The organism is Streptomyces djakartensis (assembly GCF_014651075.1).
In the GTDB taxonomy this organism is placed as follows: Bacteria; Actinomycetota; Actinomycetes; order Streptomycetales; family Streptomycetaceae; genus Streptomyces; species Streptomyces djakartensis.
In genome coordinates this window covers 15677-29358 of record NZ_BMWE01000015.1, presented here as the reverse complement: position 1 = coordinate 29358, position 13682 = coordinate 15677, and the positions used below count along the sequence as shown (strand labels likewise).

Annotated in this window: 16 protein-coding genes; 9 read left to right on the top strand and 7 right to left on the bottom strand. The window is 71.0% G+C overall.

From position 1 onward, the window contains the following. Positions 1-27: 27 nt before the first annotated feature. Positions 28-1017 carry a GTP 3',8-cyclase MoaA gene (gene moaA / locus IE212_RS24600; protein ID WP_190200114.1) on the top strand — a complete coding sequence of 330 codons (990 nt, stop codon included), beginning with the start codon at positions 28-30 and terminating at the stop codon, positions 1015-1017. A 70-nt stretch (positions 1018-1087) separates the two neighbouring features. Here moaA and IE212_RS24595 read toward each other — a convergent pair whose 3' ends face one another. Together IE212_RS24595 and IE212_RS24590 are read right to left on the bottom strand one after the other, a co-directional pair. After that, entirely contained in the window at positions 1088-1303 is a 216-nt protein-coding gene (locus IE212_RS24595; RefSeq protein WP_190200113.1) for a hypothetical protein, read from the bottom strand. Positions 1304-1520: 217 nt separating this feature from the next. Then, positions 1521-1913, bottom strand: a complete 393-nt coding sequence (locus IE212_RS24590; protein WP_190200112.1) for a DUF3099 domain-containing protein — start codon at positions 1911-1913, stop codon at positions 1521-1523. A 200-nt stretch (positions 1914-2113) separates the two neighbouring features. Between IE212_RS24590 and IE212_RS24585 the strand changes: the two genes are divergently transcribed. Then, positions 2114-2389 carry a GlsB/YeaQ/YmgE family stress response membrane protein gene (locus tag IE212_RS24585; RefSeq protein ID WP_190200111.1) on the top strand — a complete coding sequence of 92 codons (276 nt, stop codon included), beginning with the start codon at positions 2114-2116 and terminating at the stop codon, positions 2387-2389. 62 nt (positions 2390-2451) lie between these two features. Here the strand turns inward: IE212_RS24585 and tyrS are convergent, their stop codons facing one another. Genes tyrS through IE212_RS24570 form a run of 3 tightly spaced genes read right to left on the bottom strand, consistent with a single transcriptional unit; the run spans position 2452 to position 6691 of the window. Continuing rightward, a complete protein-coding gene (tyrS, locus tag IE212_RS24580) occupies positions 2452-3720 on the bottom strand; it encodes a tyrosine--tRNA ligase (protein ID WP_190200110.1) in 1269 nt (422 codons plus the stop codon). 56 nt (positions 3721-3776) lie between these two features. Next, the gene (locus IE212_RS24575) at positions 3777-5171 is read right to left on the bottom strand and encodes a metallopeptidase TldD-related protein (RefSeq protein WP_190200109.1); all 1395 of its coding nucleotides are present in this window, start codon (positions 5169-5171) and stop codon (positions 3777-3779) included. Continuing rightward, positions 5168-6691 carry a TldD/PmbA family protein gene (locus tag IE212_RS24570; protein ID WP_190200108.1) on the bottom strand — a complete coding sequence of 508 codons (1524 nt, stop codon included), beginning with the start codon at positions 6689-6691 and terminating at the stop codon, positions 5168-5170. The genes IE212_RS24575 and IE212_RS24570 overlap by 4 nt, the downstream gene beginning before the upstream one ends. A 271-nt stretch (positions 6692-6962) precedes the next feature. Here IE212_RS24570 and fabG point away from each other — a divergent pair, with 271 nt between their 5' ends. From fabG to IE212_RS24555, 3 genes are all read left to right on the top strand, one after another. Continuing rightward, complete coding sequence (gene fabG, locus IE212_RS24565; RefSeq protein ID WP_190200107.1) at positions 6963-7682, top strand: 3-oxoacyl-[acyl-carrier-protein] reductase; 720 nt, start codon at positions 6963-6965, stop codon at positions 7680-7682. A gap of 5 nt (positions 7683-7687) precedes the next feature. Then, a complete protein-coding gene (gene fabI, locus IE212_RS24560) occupies positions 7688-8455 on the top strand; it encodes an enoyl-ACP reductase FabI (protein WP_190200106.1) in 768 nt (255 codons plus the stop codon). A 160-nt stretch (positions 8456-8615) separates the two neighbouring features. Next, complete coding sequence (locus IE212_RS24555; protein ID WP_190200105.1) at positions 8616-8966, top strand: hypothetical protein; 351 nt, start codon at positions 8616-8618, stop codon at positions 8964-8966. On the opposite strand, the gene IE212_RS24550 is transcribed toward IE212_RS24555, so the two are convergent. Then, complete coding sequence (locus tag IE212_RS24550) at positions 8944-9636, bottom strand: FadR/GntR family transcriptional regulator (RefSeq protein ID WP_190200104.1); 693 nt, start codon at positions 9634-9636, stop codon at positions 8944-8946. The genes IE212_RS24555 and IE212_RS24550 overlap by 23 nt on opposite strands. A 103-nt stretch (positions 9637-9739) precedes the next feature. Here IE212_RS24550 and IE212_RS24545 point away from each other — a divergent pair, with 103 nt between their 5' ends. The 4 genes from IE212_RS24545 (at position 9740) to IE212_RS24535 (ending at position 12314) form a co-directional block, all read left to right on the top strand. Then, positions 9740-11155, top strand: a complete 1416-nt coding sequence (locus tag IE212_RS24545) for a CynX/NimT family MFS transporter (RefSeq protein ID WP_190200103.1) — start codon at positions 9740-9742, stop codon at positions 11153-11155. Between the two features lie 68 nt (positions 11156-11223). Next, a complete protein-coding gene (locus IE212_RS35460; protein WP_097215821.1) occupies positions 11224-11340 on the top strand; it encodes an SGM_5486 family transporter-associated protein in 117 nt (38 codons plus the stop codon). Between the two features lie 182 nt (positions 11341-11522). Next, positions 11523-11729 carry a hypothetical protein gene (locus IE212_RS24540; RefSeq protein WP_190200102.1) on the top strand — a complete coding sequence of 69 codons (207 nt, stop codon included), beginning with the start codon at positions 11523-11525 and terminating at the stop codon, positions 11727-11729. Positions 11730-11795: 66 nt separating this feature from the next. Continuing rightward, positions 11796-12314, top strand: coding sequence for a SixA phosphatase family protein (locus tag IE212_RS24535; RefSeq protein ID WP_190200101.1), 519 nt, complete (start codon positions 11796-11798; stop codon positions 12312-12314). 88 nt (positions 12315-12402) lie between these two features. On the opposite strand, the gene serB is transcribed toward IE212_RS24535, so the two are convergent. Beyond that, positions 12403-13617, bottom strand: a complete 1215-nt coding sequence (gene serB / locus IE212_RS24530) for a phosphoserine phosphatase SerB (protein WP_190200100.1) — start codon at positions 13615-13617, stop codon at positions 12403-12405. Positions 13618-13682: the final 65 nt, after the last annotated feature.

Sequence of the window (13682 nt, the reverse complement as noted above, 5' to 3'; positions counted from 1 at the left end):
ACGATCCGCGTCGAGGGAGGGGGCCACGTGCTCATCGACACCTACGGCCGAGTGGCCACCGATCTGAGGGTCTCGCTGACCGACCGGTGCAACCTGCGCTGTACGTACTGCATGCCCGAGGAGGGTCTGCAGTGGCTGGCCAAGCCGGACCTGCTCACCGACGACGAGATCGTTCGCCTGATCGGCATCGCGGTCACGTCCCTCGGTGTCGAGGAGGTCCGTTTCACCGGCGGCGAGCCCCTGCTGCGCCCCGGCCTGGCCGGCATCGTCGAGCGCGTCGCGGCGCTGGAGCCGCGTCCCCAGATGTCCCTCACGACCAACGGCATCGGCCTGGGGCGCACGGCGGCGGCCCTGAAGGCGGCCGGTCTGGACCGGGTCAACGTCTCCCTCGACACCCTCCGCCCGGACGTCTTCAAGACCCTCACCCGCCGCGACCGCCACAAGGACGTCATCGAGGGTCTGCACGCCGCGCGGGACGCGGGCCTGACCCCGGTCAAGGTGAACTCGGTCCTGATGCCGGGCCTCAACGACGACGAGGCCCCCGAGCTCCTCGCCTGGGCCGTGGAGCACGACTACGAGCTGCGCTTCATCGAGCAGATGCCGCTGGACGCCCAGCACGGCTGGAAGCGCGACGGCATGATCACGGCGGGCGACATCCTGGCCTCCCTGCGCACGCGCTTCGAGCTGACCCCCGAGGGCGAGGAGAAGCGCGGCTCGGCCCCGGCGGAGCGCTGGCTGGTCGACGGCGGCCCGCACGTGGTGGGGGTCATCGCCTCCGTCACCCGCCCCTTCTGCGCGGCCTGCGACCGCACCCGCCTCACGGCCGACGGGCAGATCCGCACCTGCCTCTTCGCCCAGGAGGAGACCGACCTGCGCGCCGCCCTCCGCTCCGGCGCCCCGGACGAGGAGATCGCCCGTATCTGGCGCCTGGCGATGTGGGGCAAGAAGGCAGGCGCCGGCCTGGACGACCCGAGTTTCGTACAGCCGGACCGGCCGATGTCGGCAATCGGGGGCTAGGGCACCGCCCTCAAGGGGCGCGGGGAACTGCGCGACCGGCCACAGACGGCCCGCAGACGACAGGGCGACCTCATCCGTCGCTCTCTTCCCACTCCTTCAAGAGGACAACGTCCTTCAAGAACCCCCGCACCCCGAGGAACTGCGACAGATGCTCGCGATGCTCCTCACAGGCCAGCCATGTCTTGCGCCGCTCCGGCGTATGGATCTTCGGGTTGTTCCACGCAAGCACCCATACCGCATCGACACGGCAGCCCTTCGCGGAACAGACGGGCGTCTCGTCACTCACAGGTTCGTCTCACCACTGCACACAGAAAAGGCGACGCCGAGCAGCCACGGGGGGAGCTGCCCGGCGTCGGTCCGTCGCTCCGACGGGGGATGCGGAGCGCCTACGAAGTATGTCACGGGTAACCCCGGCCCCGGCACCTGAACAACATGATTGATCTGAGCTTTTCTTGAGCTTGGCGGGAAGCTGACTTCCGGTGTTGATCAGCCTCTCGGCTGCCCTACCGCTCCTGCGACTCGCTCGGTGCCCCCCGCACGGTCCCCGACGCGGCGTCTTCCGCGACGGTTTCCGACCGGGCGTCGTCCGGCCCCGGCGGAGCGATCATCGGCCGCACCGGAGGCACCACGAACGTCGAGGGCAGAGACGGCGCGTTCTCGCGCCCCGCGTTGGCGATCACCACCGCGATGTACGGCAGCACCAGCCCGAGCACCAACGCCACGATGGCGACGTGCCGTTCGACGTTCCACAGGGTGGCCGCGAGGATCACGGAGATCGTGCGGATCGTCATCGAGATCACGTACCGGCGCTGCCGTCCGCGTACGTCCTCCTGGAGTCCCGCCCGGGCGCCGGTGATCCGGAAAACCTGGACATGCCCGCCATGCTGCTTCCGCATCGCATCCCACCATCCGCCCGTATCGGACTCTCCCCGCCCCGTAGCCGTCCCCGGCCGGCCGGGGAACCTGACCAGGACAGCTTCCACGTTACGCCGCGCCCACGTCGGCCACGAGACCGGGGCAGGCCCGGCATGCGGCGCACGGCACCGGGGCCGACACTGGGCGTAGTGCTCACGTCGAGCCGTGCGAGGAGGCAGCGATGGGCTGGTTGTGGGCGATCGTCGTAGGACTGGTGCTCGGTCTGATCGCCAAGGCGATCATCCCGGGCAAGCAGCACCTTCCCCTGTGGCTGACCGTCATCCTGGGCGTGATCGGCGCCGTCGCCGGCAACGCCATCGCCCGGGCGGCCGGTGTCGACGCCACAGCGGGAATCGACTGGTGGCGGCACGTATTCCAACTGGTGATGGCGATCATCCTCGTCGGTCTCGGAGACCGGGCCTGGACGGCGGCCCGGGGAACCAGATACCGGGCGTGACGAGGCGCACGGCGAAGGGGGCGGCCCCGGTACCGCAAGACCGCCCCCTTCGCCGTGCGTGCTCAGCCGCCCGTCACCTCCACCGCCGCCAGGTTCTTCTTGCCCCGGCGCAGCACCAGCCAGCGGCCGTGCAACAGGTCCTCCTTGGCGGGGACCGCGTCCTCACCGGCGACCTTGACGTTGTTCACGTAGGCGCCGCCCTCCTTGATCGTGCGGCGCGCGGCCGACTTGCTGGCGACCAGGCCGACCTCGGCGAACAGGTCCACGACCGGGCCGAGCTCGGCGACCTGGATGTGCGGCACCTCCGACAGCGCCGCGGCCAGCGTCCTGTCGTCGAGCTCCGCCAGCTCACCCTGCCCGAACAGGGCCTTGGACGCCGCGATCACCGCGGCCGTCTGGTCGGCGCCGTGCACCAGCGTCGTCAGCTCCTCGGCCAGCGCACGCTGCGCGGCACGGGCCTGCGGACGCTCCTCGGTCTGCCTCTCCAGTTCCTCCAGCTCCTCACGGGACCGGAAGGACAGGATGCGCATGTACTTCGAGATGTCCCGGTCGTCCACGTTCAGCCAGAACTGGTAGAACGCGTACGGCGTCGTCATCTCCGGGTCGAGCCAGACGGCGCCGCCCTCGGTCTTGCCGAACTTGGTGCCGTCCGCCTTGGTCATCAGCGGCGTCGCCAGGGCGTGCACCGCGGCGTCCGGCTCCAGCCGGTGGATCAGGTCCAGGCCCGCCGTGAGGTTGCCCCACTGGTCGCTGCCGCCCTGCTGGAGCGTGCAGCCGTACCTCCGGTACAGCTGCAGGAAGTCCATGCCCTGCAGGAGCTGGTAGCTGAACTCCGTGTAGCTGATGCCCTCGGAGGACTCCAGGCGCCGGGCCACGGAGTCCTTGGTCAGCATCTTGTTGACCCGGAAGTGCTTGCCGATGTCCCGCAGGAACTCGATCGCGGAGAGGTTCTCCGTCCAGTCGAGGTTGTTGACCATCACGGCCGCGTTCTCGCCCTCGAAGGCCAGGAACGGCTCGATCTGGGCGCGCAGCTTGGCGACCCAGCCGGTGACCGTCTCCGGGTCGTTGAGCGTGCGCTCGGCGGTCGGACGCGGGTCGCCGATCAGGCCCGTGGCGCCGCCGACCAGCGCAAGCGGCCGGTGGCCGGCCTGCTGGAGCCGGCGCACCGTGAGCACCTGCACCAGGTGGCCCACGTGCAGTGACGGTGCCGTCGGGTCGAAGCCGCAATAGAACGTGACGGGACCGTCCGCGAGCGCCTTGCGCAAAGCGTCCTCGTCAGTGGACAGGGCGAACAGCCCGCGCCACTTCAGCTCGTCGACGATGTCCGTCACGGTTCTCGTGTCTCCTCGATGATCTTCGGGCAGTCGGGTGACAGCCGACTACGAGGTTATACGCCCTGGCTGACCGAGCTCATATTGAAATCCGGGACCCGCAGCGCGGGCATGGCCGTCCTGGTGAACCAGTCGCTCCATTCCCGGGGCAGCGTCTTCTCGGTCCGCCCCGCCTCCGTGGCCCGGCCCAGCACCCCGACCGGCGACTCGTTGAACCGGAAGTTGTTCACCTCGCCCGTCACCTCGCCGTTCTCGACGAGGTAGACGCCGTCCCGGGTCAGGCCCGTCAGCAGCAGCGTCGCCGGGTCGACCTCGCGGATGTACCACAGGCAGGTCAGCAGCAGTCCGCGCCCGGTGTTCGCGACCATCTCGTCCAGGGAGCGGTCCTCGCCGCCCTCCAGGATCAGGTTGTCGATGCCGGGCGCCACCGGCAGCCCGGTCAGGCCCGCGCTGTGCCGGCTGGTCGTCAGGTGACGCAGCCCGCCCTCGCGCATCCAGTCGGTCGAGGTGAGCGGCAGCCCGTTGTCGAACACCGACTGGTCGCCACCCGAGGAGTGGGCGATCACGAAGGGCGCCGACTCCAGGCCGGGCTCGTTCGGGTCGCTGCGCAGGGTGAGCGGCAGGTCGGTCAGCTTCTCGCCGACCCGGGTGCCGCCGCCCGGCTTGGAGAACACCGTGCGGCCCTCCACCGCGTCCCGGCCCGACGCCGACCACATCTGGTAGATCAGCAGGTCCGCCACCGCCGTCGGCGGCAGCAGCGTCTCGTACCGCCCCGCGGGCAGTTCGACGCGCCGCTCGGCCCACCCCAGACGCACCGCCAGCTCCGCGTCCATGGCGGCCGGGTCGACGTCCTTGAAGTCCCGTGTGGAGCGCCCGGTCCACGCGGACCTGGTGCGGTCGGGGGACTTGGCGTTCAGCTCCAGCGTCCCGTTCGGCTGGTCGTGCCGCAGCCGCAGCCCCGTCGACGTGCCGAGGTAGGAGGACACCAGCTCGTGGTTGGCGAAGCCGTACAGTTCCCGTCCGCCCGCACGCGCGCGTGCGAAGGCCTCGCCCAGCGCGGGGGCGAAGTCGGCGAAGACGGCGGAGGAGGTCTCCACCGGCGCCTCGGTGAACTCCGGCGACGGCGCCACGCCCGTGACCAGCGGCTGCGCGTCCTCGGCGGGCCCGGCGCCGTGCGCCGCCGCTTCGGCGGCCCGCACCAGGGGCTCCAGCTCGTCGGCGGTCACGGCGGACCGGGACACCACCCCCGAGGCCGTGCCCTCCTTGCCGTCGACCGTGGCGACGACAGTGAGCGTGCGCCCGCGCGTGACACCGTTCGTGGTCAGCGCGTTGCCCGCCCAGCGCAGGTTGGCGGTGGACTGCTCGTCGGCGATGACGACGCACCCGTCCGCACGGGACAGTTCGAGGGCGCGCTCGACGACCTCGTGCGGCTTGCTGGTACGGGGGCTCATCGACCGGCCTCCTGGGTCGTGTTGAGGATGTTGACGCCCTTGAACAGGGCCGACGGGCAGCCGTGGGAAACGGACGCCACCTGGCCCGGCTGGGCCTTGCCGCAGTTGAAGGCGCCGCCGAGGACATAGGTCTGCGGACCGCCCACCGCGGCCATGGAGCCCCAGAAATCGGTGGTCGTCGCCTGGTAGGCCACGTCCCGCAGCTGCCCGGCGAGGCGGCCGTTCTCGATCCGGTAGAAGCGCTGCCCGGTGAACTGGAAGTTGTACCGCTGCATGTCGATCGACCAGGACCGGTCACCGACGACGTAGATGCCCCGCTCCACACCCCCGATCAGATCCTCGGTCGACATGCCCGCCGGGTCCGGCCGCAACGACACGTTGGCCATGCGCTGCACCGGCACGTGCCCGGGGGAGTCGGCGTAGGCGCACCCGTTGGACCGCTCGAAGCCGGTCAGTCGCGCGATCCGCCGGTCCAGCTGGTAGCCGACGAGCGTGCCGTTCCTGACCAGGTCCCAGGACTGGCCTTCGACGCCCTCGTCGTCGTAGCCGATGGTGGCGAGACCGTGCTCGGCGGTGCGGTCGCCGGTGACGTTCATCAGCTCCGAGCCGTAGCGCAGCTTGCCCAGCTGGTCGAACGTGGCGAAGGAGGTGCCGGCGTAGGCGGCCTCGTAACCGAGGGCCCGGTCCAGCTCGGTGGCGTGCCCGATGGACTCGTGGATGGTCAGCCACAGGTTGGACGGGTCGACGACCAGGTCGTACAGACCCGCCTCGACGCTCGGCGCCCGCATCTTCTCGGCGAGCAGCTCCGGGATCTGCTCCAGCTCGCTCTCCCAGTCCCAGCCGGTGCCCCGCAGGTACTCCCAGCCGCGTCCCACGGGCGGCGCGAGCGTACGCATCGAGTCGAACTCGCCGCTCGACTCGTCCACCGACACGGCGTTGAACACCGGGTGCAGCCGCACCCGCTGCTGCGTGGTCACGGTCCCGGCGGTGTCGGCGTAGAACTTGTTCTCGTGGACGGTGAGCAGCGAGGCGTCGACATGATCCACCCCGTCGGCCGCGAGCAGTCGCGCGCTCCACTGAGCGATCAGCCCGGCCTTCTCCTCGTCGGGCACGGTGAACGGATCGATCTCGTACGACGAGACCCACGTCTTCTCCGCGTGCACCGGCTCGTCGGCCAGCTCGACCCTCTCGTCCGATCCGGCCGCCCTGATCACCTGGGCGGACAGCTTGGCCATCGCCACCGCCTGGGAGGCGACCTTCGCGGCCGCGTCCATGGTCAGGTCCACGCCCGACGCGAACCCCCACGTCCCGCCGTGCACCACCCGCACCGCGTACCCGAGGTCGGTGGTGTCCGACGACCCGGCGGGCCTGGCGTCCCGGAATCGCCAGGAGGCGCCTCGCACCCGCTCGAACCGGAAGTCCGCGTGCTCGGCGCCCAGCGCACGCGCGCGTGCGAGGGCCGCGTCGGCGAGGGCGCGTAGGGGAAGGGCCGTGAAGGCCTCGTCGATGGTATGAGGCACCGCCGTCTCTTTCTGTCGAGGTGAGCGTGGTCGCCGTGCTCGGTGGCTGCTCCGATCATGTCGTCCATCCAGCGCGCCGGCCATGAGTTTCCGGATCCCGGTGAGTGGCTTTCTGTAGGGACCCGACAGTGAGTCCGCAACGCCACTGTCGCTGCCCGATTGTCCGCGGGCGTGCCGGGACCGATAGGTTTTCGAGGAAGCCGCCTGTCATCGCCGCCTGTCGTCCAGGCGCCCGGGCGGGGTATCAGACCGCTACCGAAAGGGTGATCCGTTGAGCCGCTCGGTTCTCGTCACCGGAGGCAACCGGGGCATCGGCCTCGCCATCGCCCGTGCTTTCGCCGATACCGGCGACAAGGTCGCCATCACGTACCGCTCGGGTGAGCCGCCCGCGGCCCTGACGGAACTGGGCTGCCTGGCCGTCAAGTGCGACATCACCGACGCCGAGCAGGTGGAGCAGGCCTACAAGGAGGTCGAGGAGGCCCACGGTCCCGTCGAGGTCCTGGTCGCCAACGCCGGCGTCACCAAGGACCAGCTCCTGATGCGCATGTCCGAGGAGGACTTCACCTCGGTCCTCGAGACCAACCTCACCGGCACCTTCCGGGTCGTCAAGCGCGCCAACCGCGGGATGCTGCGGGCCAAGAAGGGCCGCGTCGTGCTGATCTCGTCGGTCGTCGGGCTGCTCGGCTCCGCGGGGCAGGCCAACTACGCGGCGTCCAAGGCCGGCCTCGTCGGCTTCGCGCGCTCCCTCGCCCGTGAGCTGGGCTCGCGCAACATCACCTTCAACGTCGTCGCGCCCGGCTTCGTCGAGACCGACATGACCGCGGCGCTCTCCGACGAGCAGCGCGACGGCATCCTGAAGCAGGTGCCGCTCGGCCGGTACGCGCAGCCGGAGGAGATCGCCGCGACGGTGCGGTTCCTCGCCTCGGACGACGCCTCGTACATCACTGGAGCCGTCATCCCCGTTGACGGCGGACTGGGAATGGGTCACTGATCACCATGAGCGGAATTCTCGAAGGCAAGCGCATCCTGATCACCGGTGTGCTGACGGAGGCCTCCATCGCCTTCCACGCCGCCAAGCTGGCCCAGGAGCAGGGCGCCGAGGTCATCCTGACCGCCTACCCGCGGCCCACGCTGACCGAGCGCATCGCCAAGAAGCTCCCCAAGCCCGTCAAGGTCATCGAGCTCGACGTGACCAACGACGAGCACCTCGGGCGCCTGGCCGACATCGTCGGCGAGGAGCTCGGCGGCCTCGACGGTGTCGTGCACTCCATCGGCTTCGCCCCGCAGGACGCCCTCGGCGGCAACTTCCTGAACACGCCGTTCGAGTCGGTCGCCACGGCCATGCACGTCTCGGCGTACTCCCTGAAGTCGCTGACCATGGCCTGCCTGCCGCTGATGCAGAACGGCGGCTCGGTCGTCGGCCTCACCTTCGACGCGCAGTTCGCCTGGCCGCAGTACGACTGGATGGGCCCGGCCAAGGCCGCCCTGGAGGCCACCAGCCGCTACATGGCCCGTGACCTCGGCAAGCAGAACATCCGCTGCAACCTGGTCTCGGCCGGCCCGCTCGGCTCCATGGCCGCCAAGTCCATCCCCGGCTTCAGCGAACTGGCCTCCGTCTGGGACAACCGCTCCCCGCTGGAGTGGGACCTCAAGGACCCCGAGCCGGCCGGACGCGGCGTGGTCGCGCTGCTGAGCGACTGGTTCCCCAAGACCACCGGCGAGATCATCCACGTGGACGGCGGTCTGCACGCCATCGGGGCCTGATCTCCGACACGTCACCGACGCCCCGTCTCCCGCAGCGCGCGGGGAGCGGGGCGTCACCCGTTCGGCTCATCCGGCCGGGCGGGGCGGCCCACAGCTGGGCAGGCTTGATCACGCGTCCACCACGCGATCCCCTCCCCAGCACGGCCGAGGAGGTCCCCTTGTGCGCTTCTCCCGCCGAACGGCCTCCCTGCCCCTGGCCGTCGCTCTCGTGCTGACCCTGGCGTACCCGGCGGTGCCCCACCCGCGCGTGCCCGACGGTCATCGGAAGCCGGCGGCGCCCTTCGGCGCCGCGTGCTGGGTCCGTACCGACGGCTCCCGGGTGGTCGCGTACTGCCACAACCCGTACCCGGAGACCGATCACGTGAGCCTGCACATCGAGTGCGCCCGCTGGTGGGACATCGACACCGACAGCTCCGCGGTGGCGGCCGAGCCCGCCCAGACCGTGCGGCTGGCCGGACGCTGCTGGAAAGAGGTCGACCAGGCGTGGATCAGTCACCGGAGGGGGAGCTGACCCCGCCCGGCCGGCACAGGAACGGATAGCGGGCGGCCTCCTGAGCCGCCCGAGTCGCGTCCCCGGCGCGGATCGCGTCGAGCAGCCGCCCGTGCTCCATGTACGTCTCCGGCGTCAGCTCCTCTCCGACGTCCTCGCGCAGCCAGTCCCTCAGCACCTCGCCCAGATCCGCGTACATCGCGGTCATGACGTCGTTGTGGGAGGCCGACACCACGGCCAGGTGGAAGGTCGCGTCCGCGGTCACGAAGGTCTCCGCGTCGCCCGACTCCCAGGCCTCCTCACGCCGCAGCAGCAGCGTGTCGAGCTGCTTGAGGTCCTTCTCCGTACGCCGCTCGGCGGCCAGCCTGGCCGCGGACGACTCCAGCGTGGAACGCAGCTCGGCGATGTGCCGCGGGTCGGCGCCGGCGAACCGCCGCTGCATCACGCCGGCCAGCTCACTGGTCGCCACCACGTACGTGCCGGAGCCCTGGCGGATGTCCAGCAGGCCGTTGTGCGCGAGCGCGCGGACGGCCTCGCGGACCGTGTTGCGGGCGACACCCAGCTGCTCGACCAGCTCCGGCTCGGTCGGGATCCGGGACCCGACCGGCCATTCGCCCGAGGTGATCTGGGCCCGCAGCGCGGCGATGACCTGCTCTGACAGCGCGGAGCGCCGGGGGTGGCTCAGGGGCATGACTCACCTTCGCACGGCCGGTACGCCCGCGAGCGTCCGGGACCGGACCGGACCGGACCGGATCGGATCGAACCGGACCGGAAGTAAATCATCCCATGATTCTATGATGGGCCGCATGGCTGCTGAGAAGACCCGGACGATGACGCCCCCGACCGTGCGCCGCCCGGCCGCCCGCGACGCCGGGAAAAGCGGCGGCCCGGCCACGCGCGCATGGCCGAAACGGCTGCTCGTCCTCGGCATCGTGCTCTCCGCGCTGAACCTCCGCCCCGCCATCACGAGCCTCGGCGCGCTCCTGGAGGAGGTCCGTGACGGGCTCGGCATGAGCGGCAGCGTCGCCGGACTGCTCACCTCCGTACCGCCCCTGTGCTTCGCCGTCTTCGGCGTCATGGCCCCGCGGCTGGCCCGCCGCTTCGGAGCGGGCGCCGTGGTGTGCGCCGGCATGGCCGCCATCGCCACCGGCCTGCTGGTCCGGCCGCACGCCGGCGGCACCGCCGGCTTCCTCGCCGCCAGCGCACTCGCCCTCATGGGCATCGCGGTCAGCAACGTCCTGATGCCGGTCATCGTCAAGCACTGGTTCCCCGACCGCGTCGGTTCCATGACCGGCCTGTACTCCATGGCGCTGGCCCTGGGCACCTCCCTCGCGGCGGCGGTCACGGTGCCCCTGACCGACGCGCTGGGCGGAAGCTGGCGGTCGGGCCTCTCCCTCTGGGCGAGCCTCGCGGTGGCGGCGATCCTGCCGTGGCTGCCGTTCGTACGGCGACGCGCGGAGGATTCCGGGCGGCAGGAGCGGGCCACGGAGAACCGCGGCGAAGGGCCGGTGGAGGGCCGGGCGGCGACTTCGCGGATCGCCGGCCGCCGCACGGAAGCCGCACGCGAGGACTCGCCGGCCGGCCACCGCACCCCGGCGGCACCGGCCCGCGAGGAGCCGCCGCGGCCGCGGGTCACGCGGAGCCGTACCGCCTGGGCCCTGGCCGCCTTCTTCGGCCTCCAGGCCACCGCCGCCTACATCACCATGGGCTGGATGGCGCAGATCTTCCGGGACGCCGGTGTGCCCGCGGGCACCGCCGGGCTGCTGCTGGCGGTCACCATGGTCATGGGCGTGCCCCTGGCCTTCGTCATACCGCGGCTGGCGACACGGCTGCCGCACCAGGGCCCGATCGTGCTCGCCCTGGGCGTCTGCGGCCTCGCCGGTTACGCCGGGCTGTACCTCGCACCCGCCGACGGCGCCTGGGCCTGGGCCGTGCTGCTCGGCGTCTCCAACTGCGCCTTCCCGCTCGCCCTCACCATGGTCGGCATGCGGGCCAGGACCGGGCCGGGAGTGGCCCAGCTGTCGGCCTTCGCACAGAGCACCGGCTACCTGATCTCCATCCCGGGCCCGCTGCTCGTGGGCGTCCTCTACCAGCACAGCGGAGGCTGGGGCCTGCCGATCGCGCTCATGAGCGCCCTGATGATCCCGCAGATGGTCTTCGGCTTCCTGGCGGGCCGGGACCGCACCGTGGAGGACGAGGCCGACCGCTGAGCAGGTCCCGGCGCCCCGGCGGCACCCCGGGGCGCCCGGCGCGGCCGGCGGGTGCGAGACTTGGCCCCATGCCAGTGCTCGACCCGAATCCCCAGCACGGTCAGAAGAAGATGCTGCTCGTGTTCGGCGCGTTCTTCGCGATCTTCATCGTCATCGCCGTCATCGCGACGATCGCCTCACCATGACCGGCCCTCGGCCGGCCGGCCCGCACCCGGTCCATGGTGGGGCTGACCCCCCTGTCCCCTAGGGGGTATGGGTCAGGGTCAAGTGGGTGGGTCACCGGATGGGTCGCCGGCCGCCGATTCCGTAGCTTCGATGTGTGGCCGCCAGACGCGGGCCACCGATCACTCGAGGAGCGGAGGCACCCATGTCGGCCCCTACGCACACCCGGCCCCGCCCGGCCGCCCGGGCCGGCGCCGACAGCCGGCTGCCCTGGTGGGCCCTCGCCCTGCCCGCGCTCGCCTTCGCCGCGCTGCTCGCCCTGATCCTGAACCCGTCCGACGCCCACGCCGCCACCGGTGACCCCGCGCTCACCCACCTCCTCGAGCGCGTGCAGCGGCTGATGTCCCGCTGAGTACCACCGGAAACCGGTGGCCAACTCCCTGCGCCCCATGGCGTGTTTCATGCGAAGCTGGATCTCATGAGCGTCGCAGAACCCCGCAGGATTGCCCTCTTCCGCCATGCGAAAGCCGACTGGCCACAGGTGACCGATCACGAGCGTCCGCTCGCTGACCGGGGCAGAAAAGACGCGGCGGAGGCCGGGCGCCGACTGGCCGACACCGGCATCCCCTTCGACTTGGCCCTGTGCTCGACCGCGGTCCGCACCCGCGAGACCTGGAAGCTCGCCGTCCAGGAATTCCCGCAGCGGCCGAAAACCGTCTACGAGGAGCGGATCTACGAGGCCTCGCCGGGCGAACTGATCACCCTGCTCAACGAAACCCCCGACGACGCGCAGAACGTCCTCGTGATCGGCCACAACCCGGGGATCCAGGGTCTCGCAGAGATCCTCGCGGGCTCGGCCGAGGACGACGCGCGCGAGCGGATGAGCCGTCGCGGGTTCCCGGCGGCAGCCTTCGCCGTCCTGTCGTTCACCGGCTCCTGGAAGAGCGTGGAGCCGGGCGTGGCCGCGCTCCAGGACTACTGGGCACCGGCCGAATGACCGCCCTGGCGTGACCGCGGCGCACCGGCTGTGAACAAGGGCCCGGAACCGCACCGGTACCGGGCCCGCCTGGCCGCTTCGACCGGGCTCAGTTCGCCTCGAGCGTGTCCGCCGCCTCGACCTCTTCACGGGTCACACCGAGCAGATACAGCACCGTGTCCAGGAAGGGGAAGTTCACCGCGGTGTGCGCGGCCTCGCGTACCACCGGCTTCGCGTTGAAGGCGACACCGAGACCGGCCGCGTTCAGCATGTCCAGGTCGTTGGCGCCGTCACCGATCGCCACGGTCTGCGACAGCGGCACGCCAGCCTCCGCGGCGAACCGCCGCAGCAGCCGGGCCTTGCCCGCGCGGTCGACGATCTCGCCGGTGACCTTGCCCGTCAGCCTGCCGTCGACGATCTCCAGTGTGTTGGCCTGGGCGAAGTCCAGCCCGAGCCGCTCCTTCAGATCGTCCGTGACCTGGGTGAATCCGCCCGAGACGACGCCGACTTGGTAGCCGAGCCGCTTCAGCGTACGGATCAGGGTGCGGGCGCCCGGGGTGAGCCGCACCTCGCTGCGCACCTTGTCCACGACCGAGGCGTCCAGCCCTTCCAGCAGCGCCACCCGTGCATGCAGGGACTGCTCGAAGTCCAGCTCCCCGCGCATGGCCGCGGCGGTCACCTCGGCGACCTCCTCCTCGCAGCCGGCGTGCGCGGCGAACAGCTCGATGACCTCGTCCTGGATGAGCGTGGAGTCGACGTCCATGACGATCAGGCGCTGCGCGCGGCGGTGCAGACCGGCGGCCACGACCGCGACGTCGATGCCGAGCTTCGCCGCGTCGGTCGCCAGCGCGGTGCGCAGCGGCTCGGTCTCCACGCCGGACACCGCGAACTCGACCGCGGTGACGGGGTACTTGGCGAGCCGGAAGATACGGTCGATGTTGCCGCCGGTCTTCGTGATCCGCGCGGCGATCGCAGCCGTCGCCTCCGCGGTGAGCGGATGCCCCAGCACGGTGACCAGGGAGCGGCCCAGTCCGCGCGGCCGGTTGTCGCCGAGACCGGAGATGATCTCCGCCTGCATCCTCATCGACTCGGCCCAGCTGTGCACGGTCGCCCGCAGGTCACCCTCGAGTCCGGGGGGCGGCTCGGTCACGAGCGCGCACAGCACCATTCGGCCACGGGTGACGACCTGCTCGATGTCGACGACGTCGACGGAGTAGGCGGCGAGGGTGTCGAACAGGCCGGCCGTGATGCCCGGCCGGTCCTTGCCGAAGATCTTGACAAGGAGGGTGGGGACGTCGGAGGACGAGGTCTGCGAAGCGCTCATGGTGGTTCCACCGTATCCGGCAGGCAGGTCGGACCGCCCCTGAGGTCCGCCCTGCGGACAGCGAA